The sequence below is a fragment of the Acetobacter syzygii genome (assembly GCF_000964225.1).
Classification (GTDB): domain Bacteria; phylum Pseudomonadota; class Alphaproteobacteria; order Acetobacterales; family Acetobacteraceae; genus Acetobacter; species Acetobacter syzygii.
The window spans coordinates 60,434-74,446 of the sequence record NZ_BAMZ01000005.1 but is presented as its reverse complement, the minus strand read 5'-3'; the positions used below and the strand labels follow the sequence as shown (position 1 = coordinate 74,446).

The 14,013-nt window shown below is 57.9% G+C and carries 18 protein-coding genes; 12 read left to right on the top strand and 6 right to left on the bottom strand.

All coding sequences use genetic code 11. The features are described from left to right. Positions 1–43 precede the first annotated feature (43 nt). Positions 44–685 (bottom strand): leucyl/phenylalanyl-tRNA--protein transferase, encoded by a 642-nt coding sequence (gene aat / locus Absy_RS01505; protein ID WP_048852961.1) that lies wholly within the window; start codon positions 683–685, stop codon positions 44–46. A gap of 181 nt (positions 686–866) precedes the next feature. Between aat and Absy_RS01500 the strand changes: the two genes are divergently transcribed. Both Absy_RS01500 and Absy_RS01495 read left to right on the top strand, forming a co-directional pair. Continuing rightward, positions 867–1,841, top strand: a complete 975-nt coding sequence (locus tag Absy_RS01500; protein ID WP_048852960.1) for a 2-hydroxyacid dehydrogenase — start codon at positions 867–869, stop codon at positions 1,839–1,841. 25 nt (positions 1,842–1,866) lie between these two features. After that, positions 1,867–2,037 carry a hypothetical protein gene (locus tag Absy_RS01495; protein ID WP_158319832.1) on the top strand — a complete coding sequence of 57 codons (171 nt, stop codon included), beginning with the start codon at positions 1,867–1,869 and terminating at the stop codon, positions 2,035–2,037. Positions 2,038–2,111: 74 nt separating this feature from the next. Here Absy_RS01495 and Absy_RS01490 read toward each other — a convergent pair whose 3' ends face one another. Continuing rightward, a complete protein-coding gene (locus Absy_RS01490) occupies positions 2,112–2,936 on the bottom strand; it encodes an EcsC family protein (RefSeq protein WP_048853057.1) in 825 nt (274 codons plus the stop codon). A 247-nt stretch (positions 2,937–3,183) separates the two neighbouring features. Between Absy_RS01490 and Absy_RS01485 the strand changes: the two genes are divergently transcribed. Continuing rightward, complete coding sequence (locus Absy_RS01485; protein ID WP_245614659.1) at positions 3,184–3,882, top strand: hypothetical protein; 699 nt, start codon at positions 3,184–3,186, stop codon at positions 3,880–3,882. A gap of 108 nt (positions 3,883–3,990) precedes the next feature. After that, positions 3,991–4,326 carry a TIGR01244 family sulfur transferase gene (locus Absy_RS01480; RefSeq protein ID WP_048852959.1) on the top strand — a complete coding sequence of 112 codons (336 nt, stop codon included), beginning with the start codon at positions 3,991–3,993 and terminating at the stop codon, positions 4,324–4,326. An 87-nt stretch (positions 4,327–4,413) separates the two neighbouring features. On the opposite strand, the gene Absy_RS01475 is transcribed toward Absy_RS01480, so the two are convergent. Both Absy_RS01475 and Absy_RS01470 read right to left on the bottom strand, forming a co-directional pair. Further along, complete coding sequence (locus Absy_RS01475) at positions 4,414–4,833, bottom strand: EVE domain-containing protein (RefSeq protein WP_048852958.1); 420 nt, start codon at positions 4,831–4,833, stop codon at positions 4,414–4,416. 1 nt (position 4,834) lies between these two features. Beyond that, entirely contained in the window at positions 4,835–5,128 is a 294-nt protein-coding gene (locus tag Absy_RS01470; RefSeq protein WP_048852957.1) for a YciI family protein, read from the bottom strand. 181 nt (positions 5,129–5,309) lie between these two features. Here Absy_RS01470 and Absy_RS01465 point away from each other — a divergent pair, with 181 nt between their 5' ends. The 7 genes from Absy_RS01465 to ccmI are packed head-to-tail and all read left to right on the top strand — an operon-like array spanning position 5,310 to position 10,566. Then, positions 5,310–6,083, top strand: coding sequence for a heme ABC transporter permease (locus Absy_RS01465; RefSeq protein WP_048853055.1), 774 nt, complete (start codon positions 5,310–5,312; stop codon positions 6,081–6,083). Beyond that, positions 6,080–6,241: a heme exporter protein CcmD gene (locus Absy_RS01460; protein WP_173957297.1), complete on the top strand. Its 162-nt coding sequence runs from the start codon at positions 6,080–6,082 to the stop codon at positions 6,239–6,241. Before Absy_RS01465 ends, Absy_RS01460 begins: the two co-directional genes overlap by 4 nt. Further along, positions 6,238–6,768 (top strand): cytochrome c maturation protein CcmE, encoded by a 531-nt coding sequence (ccmE, locus tag Absy_RS01455; RefSeq protein ID WP_048852956.1) that lies wholly within the window; start codon positions 6,238–6,240, stop codon positions 6,766–6,768. Before Absy_RS01460 ends, ccmE begins: the two co-directional genes overlap by 4 nt. Before the next feature lie 34 nt (positions 6,769–6,802). Continuing rightward, entirely contained in the window at positions 6,803–8,788 is a 1,986-nt protein-coding gene (locus Absy_RS01450; RefSeq protein WP_048852955.1) for a heme lyase CcmF/NrfE family subunit, read from the top strand. Next, positions 8,785–9,360, top strand: a complete 576-nt coding sequence (locus Absy_RS01445; RefSeq protein ID WP_048852954.1) for a DsbE family thiol:disulfide interchange protein — start codon at positions 8,785–8,787, stop codon at positions 9,358–9,360. Before Absy_RS01450 ends, Absy_RS01445 begins: the two co-directional genes overlap by 4 nt. After that, a complete protein-coding gene (locus Absy_RS01440; RefSeq protein WP_048852953.1) occupies positions 9,357–9,830 on the top strand; it encodes a cytochrome c-type biogenesis protein in 474 nt (157 codons plus the stop codon). The genes Absy_RS01445 and Absy_RS01440 overlap by 4 nt, the downstream gene beginning before the upstream one ends. A 4-nt stretch (positions 9,831–9,834) precedes the next feature. Next, positions 9,835–10,566 (top strand): c-type cytochrome biogenesis protein CcmI, encoded by a 732-nt coding sequence (ccmI, locus tag Absy_RS01435; protein WP_048852952.1) that lies wholly within the window; start codon positions 9,835–9,837, stop codon positions 10,564–10,566. Between the two features lie 27 nt (positions 10,567–10,593). Here the strand turns inward: ccmI and Absy_RS01430 are convergent, their stop codons facing one another. Then, the gene (locus Absy_RS01430; RefSeq protein ID WP_048852951.1) at positions 10,594–11,124 is read right to left on the bottom strand and encodes a hypothetical protein; all 531 of its coding nucleotides are present in this window, start codon (positions 11,122–11,124) and stop codon (positions 10,594–10,596) included. Positions 11,125–11,200: 76 nt separating this feature from the next. After that, on the bottom strand, positions 11,201–11,638 hold the full coding sequence (locus Absy_RS01425) for a YidB family protein (protein WP_245614658.1): 438 nt from the start codon (positions 11,636–11,638) through the stop codon (positions 11,201–11,203). Positions 11,639–11,814: 176 nt separating this feature from the next. Here Absy_RS01425 and Absy_RS01420 point away from each other — a divergent pair, with 176 nt between their 5' ends. After that, positions 11,815–13,998, top strand: a complete 2,184-nt coding sequence (locus Absy_RS01420) for an FUSC family protein (RefSeq protein ID WP_048852950.1) — start codon at positions 11,815–11,817, stop codon at positions 13,996–13,998. Positions 13,999–14,013: the final 15 nt, after the last annotated feature.

Here is a 14,013-nt window from a genome sequence, read left to right as displayed (position 1 = left end):
ACATGTGCTTACCCGGCCAGCGGGTTGTGCCAGTGTGGTCGCATTACATACTGCGAATTTCTGCTTCCAGCATATCGGGCGCAACCGTATTGGACCAGCAGGGCTGCATACATACGGCCCGCTCGAGCTGCTGTTTATAATGGGCCGCAGGTATTTCCACGCCGCCAAAACGGGCCAGATGTTCGGTGCCAAACTGCGTATCCAGCAGAATAAATCCATTCAGGCGCATCCGTGCGACCAGATGCACCAAAGCCACCTTGGAAGCATCCGTTACCCGGCTGAACATACTCTCGCCAAAAAACACACCACCAAGTGCGACGCCATACAACCCACCCACCAGTTCGTCCTGTATGCGGCATTCAACACTATGGGCAAATCCCATGTCATGCAGTGCGCAGAAAATCTGGTAGATACGGCTGTTGATCCATGTGCTTTCCCGCCCTTTGGCCGGGGCCGCACAACCACGCATGACAGCCGCAAAATCCCGGTCCACACAAACATCAAACCGACCCGACAGCACGGTGCGGCGTAAACGCTTTGGCACGTGGAACGTATCAAGCGGCAGCACGCCGCGCGGGTCGGGGTCATACCAGCTTAAAGTCGGGTCATCCTCCCCCTCTGCCATGGGGAACAACCCCACAGCATAGGCCGACAGCATAAGTTCTGGCGTTAGACCATCGGACATACGGTGCTGGCTCCCATGTTTTTGCCCATCCGGGCTGCTTGCTCCCGCAACCGGCCTTTCCCGCACTCGTTACAGAACTGGGCACCATGCGGTGTAGCGTAGCTGGTGCGTTATGCTACCTTGCACACGGAAATAAACATATCCCTGCCCGCCCTGCCATGCCGCACCATGGAGATTTTTTGTGACAACCCAAGCGCCACGCCTTATCCGCACCACCCGCCTTCTGGACGATGTGGAGGCACGCATCCGCTCCGAATTTAGCGCTCCACCGCCACCAGAAACAGCACTCGGCACGGAGGAACTGCTCGAACTTGCCCATGCTTACCAGCCCTTTGCCGTGCTGGTTACGCATACATCGCCCCTTAAAGGGGCAGACGTGCAGGCACTGCCAGAGAGCGTAAAGCTTGTAGCCACCGTTAGTGTGGGGCTGGATCATCTGGATGTTCCGGCCCTGCTGGCGCGCAATATTGCGGTATCCAACACACCGGATGTACTAACAGACTGCAATGCCGATCTGGCGATTATGCTTATACTGGCAGCCAGCCGCCGCGCTGCGGAATATTATACGCTTATGAAGGCCGGATGGGGCCGCACACTGGGAATGGGGGAAATGCTGGGCCACCGCGTCAGTGGCAAACGGCTGGGCATTGTGGGCATGGGCCGCATTGGGCAGGCCGTTGCCAAACGCGCCCGTGGGTTTGATATGTCCATTCTCTACCACAACCGGCGGCAACTGGACCCGGCGGAGGAAGCTGGTGCCACTTACTTTGACAAGCTGGAGGATATGCTGCCGCATTGCGATATTCTAAGCCTGCACATGCCCGGCTCCCCCTCCGCGCCCCCCCTGATCAATGCGCAAACGCTCAGCCTGCTGCCCCACGGCAGTGTGCTGGTCAATGCTGCACGCGGTTCCCTTGTGGATGAAACGGCCTTGAAGGCCGCCCTTAAATCCGGGCAGCTTTTTGCCGCCGGTCTGGACGTTTTTCGCAATGAACCCAACCCGGACCCGGCATTGCTGGCCCTGCCAAATCTGTTTATGACCCCACACGTTGGCAGCGCAACGGTGGAAACCCGAACAGCCATGGGTATGTTGGCACTGGATAATGTTAGTGCCATGGCGGCTGGCAAACCCTTACCTTCTGGTGTAAGCGCCTGACATTACCGTTAAGGAGTGTGCATCCATGACCATGCGATTGTTCTGCGTTATTGGCATTGGTCTTTGCGCCATGCTCTGGTATCCGGCTTTTCATTATCAGGGCGTTTTACGGGTCGTGAGCGTGGCCTTTTTGGGTATGGCCGTGATTGCTACGTTTTTGGAGCGTTCGAACCCGCCATCACCCAGCCGCAAATAAACCGAATACAAAAATTAAGGCCGCGTGATGCGGCCTTAATTTGTTATCGCAGCGGTGCTCTTACTTAACGCCGTTCAGAGCTTTTCGCGCCCTTCAAGGTTATCCCGCAGGGCCAGAGCAGTATCACGCACAACCGGTCCATGTTCGCGTTCAAGCCTGCGAATGGTAAAGTGCGCCCGTGCCAGTGCCCGATAATGGTTGAAAAATGCCGTGTTGAGCGAGGCCCCACACAAAGCCCCTGCAACCGGCATAAGCTGGAGCGAAATTTTTTGCCCCAGCGCCAGACCGTAATGCGATGCAACTTCGGCTATTAACATAACAACCGGGCGGCCACGCAGCACAGCCCGTGCGGAAAAATACCCAAGTTCGCTCTCTTCCCCACTCCGGCGGTTGGGAAAAGCCTTGAGCGCAAACACTTCCAGGCAGGCGCGGCGGGTATCCGGGTCGGCCATATCCTCCCCTTCTTCACGGGCAATCCGGGCAATTTCACGCATGATGGTCAGGGTCGTAAACCCGATATCCGGTGCCAGACCAGCCAGACCGGTAAAGCCCCCCACAGCCCCAGAAACCGCCACAGCCGCCTGCAGGCCTGATGTACGCCAGCGCGCTTCCTCCATGGCAGTATCGGCCGGGCCTTTCATGCCCAGTATGGCCACATCGAATGCCCGGGTAATGGCGGTTTCTGCCAGTCCACGCAGCTTTTGCTCCATGTTGGGAGCCATACCCAGACCACGCAGGCCCAACCGTGCGGCATGGCCAACCGCCCCGCCCATAAGGTCAGCCAGACGCACCAGAACACCACGCCCGGATTCAACCGCAAGCAGGGCGGTTTCCAGTTCCCCCAGATCACGGCCACTCAGGGCCATCGGGGTCAGGGCGTTGCCTGCTGTTTCCTTCATGCTCATACGTGCCTTTCCTGTCTGCTACCTGCCTCATTTACAGCAAATGCGACAACCGGCGCTGCCAAAGCGCCGTATGATATGTATTGGCGCTGATCATAACAGGCTGCTTCCACGAAAAACAGATGACCTGTTACAACGCACCCCTCTTGTCCATGCAAACAGCGTTGTAAGCATGGCGCTAAGCCCTTACACAGCTAATGAAGAATCTGGCTTAACGCCGCGCCGCTTTTAAGGAGCTTTCCTCATGGCTGGTCTTTTCCGTCTATTCTCCTCGCGTGCCAAGGCACGCCTGCCGGCCCTGAGTCTGGGCCGCCTGAGTTGTGTTGCCTCTGTTCTGGCACTGGCCGCATGTGCCACCCCGGAGCAGAAAACCTACGACATGGCTCTGGCCGATGCCCGCACGGACCCCAACCTGTGCCAGTCCATCCGTTACTACCCACTTCTGGCACAAGCATGGCAGAAAGCCCACATTACGGGCGATGCTGATGCGCAGGACGCCTCAGCGCCCACAGCGGGCACCCTGCCTGCTGTTAAGGTCACAGCCTCCACCGCCATGCCCGATGTCAGTTTTCCTCCTTATTCCCAACGTGCGTGCCGCATGACGGTTCGGGCCGGTGATCATCCGCCTGAGACTGGCTACCTGACGGTTGCTTACTTCATGCATAATGGCAAAGTGGATACATCTCTCGTCAAATGGAACTCGGATACCGCGGTCTCGCAGTATTATGATGAGCTGAAGGCAAAGATCAGCAAAGGCGTGGACATGAACAATCCCACGCTCAAGGCCTGCATGGAGCACTACCCTGCCCTGCAAACCACCAGCACGGACCCATCCGTACAACAGGCTGCGGTTAGCCTGCGCGCCCTGCTTGTCCGCCACTGTCTGGCAGACCATGCGGCCCTTAAAAACCTGTATTCCGACATGTACTTCATTCACCGCTAGTTCGCGGCGGTCCAACAAGTCCACACATACCAGCACATCCCTTGCGCGATAGGGCTGAAAAGCCCCATCTGCCAGAATCAGGTGTGATATTTAAGGAGTATCAAAACCATGCAGTATCAATCCATTGCTCCCGACTTTGCCGTCTCTGGCCAGATTGCCGTCAGCGATATTCCTGCAATCAAGGAAGCCGGATTTAAAACCCTCATCTGCAACCGTCCCGACGGAGAAGAAGCAGGTCAACCAACGGCAGAAGCCATTGGTGCAGCCGCACGGGCTGCCGGGCTGACCTTTATTGCCATTCCTGTTGCATCTGGGGCGGCTCCCAGCTCTGACGTCAAGATTGAAACGCAGGAAGTGCTGAATACGCTCCCCGGTCCCTATTTTGCTTACTGTCGCTCCGGCAACCGGTCCGCGCAGGCATGGACTCTGGCCACACAGGGCTGATCCACACCAATTTGCGTTAAATGGCAAAGGCCGCCCGGTTGGGCGGCCTTTTTCACAATATTTTGATCACTCGTTTAAACGACGTGTTCAACTCCCCTCTTTCCAGCCCCCCATCTGGCACAGTTGCTGCCAGTGTTCGGCCGAAACCGGGCAGACCGACAGGCGTGACTGGCGGACAAGCGCCAACGCCTCCAGCGTTGGATCTGCCTTAATTTGAGCAAGTGTAACAGGCGTTGGCATAGGTCCAACCGCCTTAACATCCACGCATACCCAAGACCCCGTTTCTGCCGTGGGATCGGGGTAAGCGGCACGGACCACTTCCACCACACCTACAATCGCGCGCTGAACATTGGAGTGGTAAAAAAAAGCCCGGTCGCCCACCTGCATGGCGGCAAGGTTTTTTTTGGCCTGATGATTCCGAACTCCGGTCCATGGCTCTACAATGTTTGCAACCTGCTCGTCCCAGCTAAACGCATCGGGCTCACTTTTTACCAGCCAGAATGCCATGTTATTCGGCCAGTTGACCATCGCGGTAAACCGTGCGGATCGGGCGCACGATCACGCTCTCAAACAGGTCAACCTTGGCGTATGGATCGGCTGCGGCAAACCCTTCCGCACTGGCCCGGTCTTCGGCTTCTAGCAGCATCAGGCTGCCGCAGGGTTTGCCGTTGGCATCAAGCTGTGGGCCGCCAAACTGGATGTTGGCCTTGTGGGTTTCCAAAAAGGCCAGATGCTGCGGCCGGGTGGCCATGCGCAGTTCCAGCGCACCGGGGCGGTCCGTACAGATAATGGCAAACAACATGTCTCGTTTTCCTTCTGTTGTGTCTTATGGGCATACTCGCCCACGAAGAACTGCATCGTGTCAGAACGCTTATAATGCTATAAAGGAGACAGAAGCAGTCCCACTTTTGAGACATCATACCCATTACGGGCAAGAGCCTACCGCTCTTGCCGCAAACCAGACAGATGGAGCGGACCAACTTTTGAGCGCCTCACCGACCTTTGTCGCGCGTACTGGCAGTTTTTTCCACCGGTATGCCAACCCCGGCCGGTTTCTCAAGCTGGGCGCACGCCTCCAGCCGTGGTTAACCTGGCCCGCCATTGCCTTTATTCTTGCCGGTCTGGGATGGGGCCTGTTCTATTCCCCCGCCGACTGGCAACAGGGAGATTCCGTGCGCATTATGTATGTGCATGTGCCTGCAGCCATGCTGGCTTCCGGCGGTTATGCCGGGCTTGCCATCTGTGGTCTGCTTTCTCTGGTATGGCGGCACCCTCTGGCAGATCTGGCCGCGGTGGAAATCGGGCCTGTTGGTGCCTGCATTACGGCACTGTGCCTGGCAACCGGGTCCATATGGGGCAAACCCATGTGGGGAACATGGTGGGTATGGGATGCACGCCTGACCTCCGTGCTTGTCCTGTTTTTTCTCTACCTCGGCCATATTGCCTTAATCCGCGCGTTTGATGACCCCCAGCGCGGTTACCGGGCGGCTGCCATTCTGGCGCTGGCAGGGGCCGTGGACCTGCCGATTATCAAGTTCAGCGTACAATGGTGGAACACCCTGCACCAGCCAGACAGCATTACCCTGACCGGAGCACCCACCATGTCCGCCTCCATGCTGTGGCCGCTTGCTCTTTCCACCATTGGATTTTCTCTGGGGTTTGCAGCCATTGTTGTGGCCCGCACACGGGCTGCGGTCATGGAAAGCCGCATTCGTGCGCTGCTCTCCTCCCCCCGCCGTGGCGGAGGCGCAGCATGACCCATCTCCCCTACATTGTAGCCAGCTACGGTCTGGCTGCCGTTATGGCCCTTGTTCTCTCCATGGGTGCGGCACTCCGCCTCAAACGCGACCGGGCCAGACTGGCTGCACTTGAACAGACCCATAACCGCAACGCAGGAACATCTTTTACTCCATGACCCGCAAGACCCGTCGCCTATGGCTTGTCATTGCCTGCGTTGCCTGCCTTGGCACTGCGGCTGCCCTGATCCTGCGGGCTTTTTCTTCCGACATTGTTTTTTTTGTCACACCCTCTCAGGTAGAAGCATCTCCCCCTCCTGCTGACCGGACGGTCAAACTGGGGGGGATGGTTGTCGCAGGTTCCGTCAAGCGTGAAAAACACGGCGAAACCCCGGTAGCCACCTTTGCCGTGACCGACGGGCAGGCCGCCGTAACCGTGCACTACGAAGGCATTTTGCCTGACCTGTTCCGCGAGGGGCAGAGCGTTGTTGCCATTGGCACCGTCCACCCCCCGCATGAGTTTGTGGCAAGCGAAGTTCTGGCCAAGCATGACGAGACCTACATGCCCAAGGAAGTGGCGGAAGCCCTTAAAAAGTCCGGCAAGTGGGACCCACGCTTTGGCCCGCCCCCCAGTGCGGCAAGCTGGAACAGCATGACCGTGCAGGACGCCCGCAAAAATCTTTCCGCCCCCGCTGCGGCCAACTGAACAGCCTGAAAAAAACGGGAGCCTCCCCCCAGATATGTTAAGCCCCGAACTAGGACATTACGCCCTTGCACTGGCCTGTGTGCTGGCTGCCGTACAAGGCATTATTCCCCTTATTGGCGCATCCCGGCGCGATGCGCGCCTGATGGCGCTGGCCCCCGGCCTGGCCATAGGGCAGATGATCGCCCTGAGTGCCTCCTTCCTGAGCCTGATTTACGCTGCGGTCACTGACGATTTTTCGGTTCAGAACATTGCGGAAAACAGCGCTGTTTCCAAACCGCTGCTGTATAAGATTACAGGCGTATGGGGCAATCATGAAGGTTCCATTCTGCTCTGGGCGCTCATTCTGGGTCTGTGCGGCGCAGCGGTTGCCGCATTCGGGCGGAACCTGCCCTCTGCTTTGCGCGCACGCGTAATTGCCGTGCTGGGCCTTGTAGCGACAGGGTTTGAACTGTTCTGCCTGACCACATCAGATCCATTCGCCCGCGTATGGCCCGCTCCTATGGATGGGCAGGGTATGAACCCCCTGCTGCAAGACCCCGGACTGGCTTTTCACCCCCCCATTCTGTACACGGGTTACGTAGGCTTTGCCGTACCGTTTGCCTTTGCCATTGCAGCACTGATCGAAGGTCGGGTGGATGCCGCATGGGGCCGCTGGGTGCGCCCGTGGGCTGTTGCCGCATGGTGCTTTTTAACCTGCGGAATAGCCATGGGGTCATGGTGGTCCTACTACGTACTGGGCTGGGGTGGTTACTGGTTCTGGGACCCGGTGGAAAATGCCTCGCTCATTCCATGGCTGACTGGCACAGCACTCATCCACTCCGCCATTGTGGTGGAAAAGCGCGAAGCCCTTAAAATCTGGACCGTACTGCTGGCCATTGCCACCTTCTCGTTCTCGCTCTCCGGCACCTTCCTTGTGCGTTCGGGGATTCTGAATTCGGTCCACGCCTTTGCAAACGACCCTGCACGCGGGGTGTTCATTCTGGGGCTGCTCGGTGTTGTTATTGGCGGCTCCCTTGCCCTGTTTGCCTACAGGGCACCTGCTCTTACGGCGGGCGGGCTGTTTGCCCCCATCTCCCGCGAAGGAGCCTTGGTGCTGAACAACATTCTCCTCTGCTCGCTTTGCGCGGTGGTGCTGACTGGGACCATGTACCCACCTTTTATGTCTCTGCTGTTTGACCGCACCATTTCGGTTGGCAAACCGTTCTTTGATGCAACGACCATTCCGCTCGCACTGCCGCTGTTCATCTTCATGGGATTTGGTCCCATGTTGCCATGGAAGCGTGCGCAGTTGTGGCCGGTACTGCAAAAACTGTGGATTGCGGCCATTGTGGCCGCTCTGGCCTGTGGTGTTGCCGTTTTCCGGCTTTCTGGCGTGCTACCCATTATCTGTGCTGCTGCGGCCGTATGGGTCATTGCGGCAAGCCTTACGGATCTGGCTGAACGTACCAAGCTTTTCCGTGCACCGATTGGCACCAGCATCCAGCGGGCCCGCATGTTGCCGCGCGCCATTATTGGCACAGCCATTGCCCATGCAGGCGTGGGCATTACGGTGCTTGGCCTTGCTGCCATGTCTCAGGCACAGCACAAGATTGTTGAAGTCCCCATTGGCACAACAGAACAGCTTGCTGGTTACACATGGACGCTTAAGGCCGTGGAGCAGGAACCCGGCCCCAACTACACAGCCATGGTTGCTACGCTGGAAGTCCGGCGCAATGGCCAGCTCATAACCATCATGCATCCATCCAAACGCAGCTTTAACAGCCAGAACCAGACCACAACGGATGTTGCCATCCACACCAATATGCTGGCCGATCTGTATGGCGTTCTGGGTGACAGACATGGGCCGGATAACAACCCGACCTACGTGCTGCGCCTGCATTACAACCCTCTGGCCCCATGGATGTGGCTGGGTGCCCTGATTATGGCATTTGGCGGCGCACTATCCCTTTCCGACCGGCGTATGCGGGTTGGTGCCCCCCAGCGGGCCAAGTCCTCCTCCGCAACCGTGAGCGTATCATGACCACACCTTCGGACAACCTGACCCGCCGCCGCCTGCTTATGGCCCTGCCGCTGGCCGGTGCCGGTGTTGCTGGTGTTGCTTTTTGGAAAATGCTGGATGGAATGGAGCATGGCTCCTTTAACCCGCACGACATTAACGCGCCGGTGCTCGACCGCCCGGTACCGGACTTTACGCTTGCCCCCCTTCCCCCGGCTGAAGGTTTTACCACGCAGGACCTGCAACAGGTGAGCAAACCTGTGCTGGTGAACTTTTTTGCATCATGGTGCATTCCCTGCCTTGCGGAAATGCCAACCCTTATGACCCTCAAGGACAAGCTGACCATGTGGGGCATTGCCTACAAAGACAAACCGGACAATGCCGCCAGCTTTTTGCGCCACTCCGGTAACCCTTTCAGCCGGTTGGGAAGTGACCACGATGGACGGGCTGGTATTGAATGGGGGATTTCCGGCGTGCCGGAAACTTTTCTGGTTGGCGCGGGCGGCGTAATACGCTGGCACACCGCCGCTCCCTTAACCGAAGAAACCATTGGCAAGGTTCTGCTGCCTTTGGTGCATAGATTGCAAACACCATGACCCTGCACCGCAAACTTGCTGCCTGCATGCTGGGCTTATGCCTGATGGCGGCTCCTGCACTGGTGCTAGCTGTGGATGACCCATCCGAAATGCTGGCAGACCCACAGCAGGAGGCACGGGCACAGGCTATTGGTGCCCAGCTACGCTGCCTAGTCTGCCAGAATGAATCGATTGAGGACAGCAGTGCCGGTCTGGCGCGTGACCTGCGCCGGGTTGTGCGCGAGCACGTTGCCAAAGGTGAGGACAACAAACAGGTCATGGACTGGATGGTGAGCCGTTATGGTAACTTTATCCGGCTTAAACCTGCTTTTTCTGCTGGCACGCTCCTGCTGTGGGCCATGCCTGTTCTGGCTTTGCTGCTAGGGGTTGGCACGGCTTTTCTTTTCTACCGCCGCCGAGCCAACGCCGCGCCACCCCCGCCCCTGAACGAAGAAGAAAAGGCCCGTCTGGCCAGACTGACAAAGGACTGAGAGCATGATCTGGCTTTCCATAGGGCTGCTCAGCCTGCTTGCACTGGCTCCGGCTTTTTTTACACTCTGGAAACGCGCCCGCACCATTCGGGATGAACGCAGTACGGCTCTGGCCCTGCACGAAGCCCAGTTGGCCGAAGTTGACCGTGACCTTGCCATTGGGCTGATTGCCCCAACAGAACACGACGTGGCCATACTGGAAATCCAACGCCGGATTCTGGCCGCCGATGCCGCCCCCTCCACGGCACGTGCCAACAGTTCCGCCATGCTGGGGTGGTTTGGTCTGGCTGCTGTACCGGTCCTTGCCATTGGTCTTTACCTGACCAACGGTGCGCCTTCGCTGCCTGCCCAACCCCTTGGTCCACGGCTGGTGGCGCAGCATCTGCAAAACCGCAAGACCGATGCACTTATTGCCCAACTCCAGCAAGCCATTGCGGGTCTACCGGCTGATGACCCCAACAAACGGCAAGGCTACCTGATGCTCGGCCAGCTCGAGGCATCGGGCGACCATTACGCTCAGGCGGCTGATGCCTGGGGGCAGGCGCTAGCGCTGGGCTTTGAGCCTGAGCTTGCGGCCCGCACGGCAGAAGCCATGACCCGAGCCGAACACCATGTGAGCGCTCAGGCTCTGGCACTCTTTCGCAAAGCGCTGGATGCTGCCCCCAAGGATGCAGACTGGCGGCCTGCGGTACAGGGCCGCATTGCACAAGGTGAGCATGATCAGGAAAACCCCTGATCACGCATCCTGCGCGTTTATGGTCTGTTAAAAACCACCACCGGGACGGGGGGCAAACTGATGCCCCCATACCTCTTCCTTCGTGCGTACACGCGGTGGCCGTGGCTGACACGAAATAAGATAAAGCCCGACCACAAAAACAATATTTGAAAATGCGTTAAACCAGACCGCCGTCCCAAACGTGGGTGGAGATGTGACCGCCTGATAGACAACATACAACGCGAATGGAATGGAAATAATCCGCACGCTCACAAGCATATGCCGCAGCGGATTGGGTTTTCCCGGTTTGACCAGCACGCGCAGGCGGCTGAGGCCAATAAAAAAGCTGACGCACAGGCACCAGACCAGCACATTAAAGATCATGTTTCCAAAATCGTTCATGCCGGTCAGCACAAACACGGCAATAATGGAAACAGCAGAAAGCAGCAGAGAACCAAACTGGCAGCTCATACCCGCATCAAAAGCGGGAAAGCGCTCTGGTAGCCTGTCCGCTATGGGCTGGCACACATCATCAAGCAGCCAGTTATCAATCCGCGTTATACGTTCACCCAAGGTCATGGCAGTATCTATAACGGATTACACTGTGTGATGCACGAAAATGCCGCGCATCACACACGTGCAGCTTAATTACGGATCAGGCGCTCTTTGTGGTACCCGCGGCAGGCAGCACGCCTTCTGGCGTGTTCTTGTCCACAGCGTCGGGCAGAAAGTGGACCAGTGCTGTCACCACCGCATCGGCTGGCAGACCGGTTTTTTCCACCAGATCATGGACGGTGCCGCTCCCCAGAATGGCGCGAATTTCGTCCGGAGTGGCAGGCACATTCCCGCTCTGGCTAATCCATGAACGCACCTTGTCGCCCAGCCCGGCCTGATCGGCTCTGTCCAGTAGGGTCTGGATTGTCTGTGGCTGCGTGAGCGCCTGAAGCTGCTGTTTGACAAGAGTCTGGACATCTCCACCCAGAACGCTCTCGACCTTACCTACAAGATTCTGAAAGAAATCAGACATATCCACCATCTTTCCCATATGCGCCATCAAGGTGACCGACCGGATGGTGCGGTCCTGTTTCATCATGGACCGAATAACTGCTCTGTGCGATAGTCATAAGCAGAAACTGGTCCCAGACTGCCCTTTTCCCGTTTGAGAAGCGATAGCTGATATGCGTCTGAACCCACAAGGAAAAAAGGGAAAAAAGGGCTACGGTTATCATCAGACTCCCGACCTTCCTCTGTTGCAACAAAGTAGCCACTGTGCCCAGTCTTTCTTTTCCCCTGCTTGACAGGATCGGTCGCCTGCGCACCTTCCGCCCGTTAGGCCCGCCCGGTGTACAGCGCAAACTGCCATTCAGCTGGCTGCTTGCGCCATCCCCCTCGGCAATCGGATTTGCGCTGCGCACAACAGCCGCCGCCCTGATTGCACTGGTCATTGCCCTGTGGATGGAACTGGACGATCCGCAATGGGCAGCCATGACCGTATGGATTGTGGCCCAGGGCTCCCGCGGGGAGAGCATGTCCAAGGCGCGGTGGCGTCTGGTGGGCACGGGTATTGGGGTGGTTATGTCCATCACCCTTATTTCGGCCTTTAACCAGACTGCGTGGCTGTTCTTCCCTGCGCTATCAATCTGGCTGGGGTTATGCTGCGCGCTGGCCACACTGGTCCGCAACTTCCGCTCCTACGCGCTTGTGCTGGCAGGCTATACGACTGCCATTATTGCCATTGGGGCCATTCCTCACCCCGAAAACGTGTTCATGACCGCCATGTCGCGCGCAACCTACATTGTGTTGGGTATTGTGTGCGAAAGCACGGTAGCGGGCCTGTTTGCCCACAACCTGTCTGAAACGGCGCGCCGCAACATCCGCGACAAGCTCCGCACGGCCCTGAGCAACGTGTCCGAAGCGGTAGCAAGCTTGCTGGCTGGGGATGATGAAGCCCTGATCCGCTCGCGCGCCATGTTCGGTCCGATCCTGTCCATTAATGACCAGATTGAGTTTTCCGAGGCGGAAATGGGCCCCCATGGGCATGAGGGCGACCATGCCCGTGCGGCTCTGGCTGCGGTGTCCGTTCTGCTGTCGCGCGGATTGGGGATGACCGTCCGCCTGCAATACGTGCAGACCGACCAGCCCATATTCCGCGAGACAGCCTCCAAGGTCAGTACATTCCTGAGCGGGCTGCCAAACCGCCTGAATACCGAAACCGGCGTGCGTGGCATTCTGCGCGACCTGCAACTGCTCCGGGCAGAATGCCACCAGCAGATTGTGGATGCCTTAACGCACGAAATCGGCTCCGCTTTTGCCGTAGAGGACGAAAACAGCCAGATTTCCGCCCTGCTGGATGGACGAATCCTGCACAACGCCATGGATGAACTGCTTGGCGAACTGGAGCAGGCCATCCGTGAATACGATGCCAGCCAGCACTTTATTCGGGGTGATCACTTCCATTTCCGCCTCCAGTCCCACGTGGACAAGCGCGAGGCCGCCTATAATGGTGTACGCGCGGCTGTAGCACTGAGCGCAGCCGGGCTGGTGTGGGAGTGCACGGCCTGGCCCACGGGGCTTGGGTTTATAACCTTTGTTGCCATTGTGTGCGGGCTGTTTGCCACCCGTGAGAACCCGGTTGTGGCAACAACCCAGTTTATGATCGGCGGCATATGGGCCGCTCTGGTTGCGTTTTTTCTGGTCTTTTTTGTACTGCCCACACAAGCCAACTACGAAATGCTGGTAGCAACACTGGCCATCCCCATGTTTGCGGGCGGGCTGGCTGCGCGGAATGCTGGCACAGCGCTCCATTCTGCTGCCTATACCCTATTGCTGCCCAACTTTGTTCACCCGCTCAATCAGGGTCGCGTGGACGAGGTAACGTGGTTTAACTCCACCTGGGCCATTCTGCTTGGTGTGTTTTTTGCAGTGCTTATTTTCCGTGCGGTCCTGCCGTTCAACAGTGCTGCGGAACGCTGGCGTATGCGCCGCACCCTGCTGCGCGACCTGCGCACGCTGGCATCAGCCGAACCCACCCCCATGACACGGGACTGGATTGGCCGGAATATCGACCGTTTTGCCAGACTGATCCGCCATGCTGGCCCAACACCTTCGCCCACTATTGAAGGCTGCCTGCAAGGCACCTTGGCGGCCATGACCATTGGGCTCAATATTATTCGTCTACGCGCACTCCTCCACCGCAACCAAATTCCCCCACCGGCACGCAGAGCCATAGAAATTGTTATGAAGCGGATGAGCCAGTTTACAGGCAAATATGGCCATACTGCCCACGCTGCCCGCGTGGCGACCACTGCATTACGCCGGATGGAAGCAGCAGAGCCCAATATTTCCACCCGTATTGAGCTCACCCGTGCCATTGCGTACCTGATTGTGGTCTCCCACGAACTGGATGCCAATGCCGTATTTTTGGATGCAAGCCGCCCTTACCGCGCCGTCTGAGCAACCCTTTACACC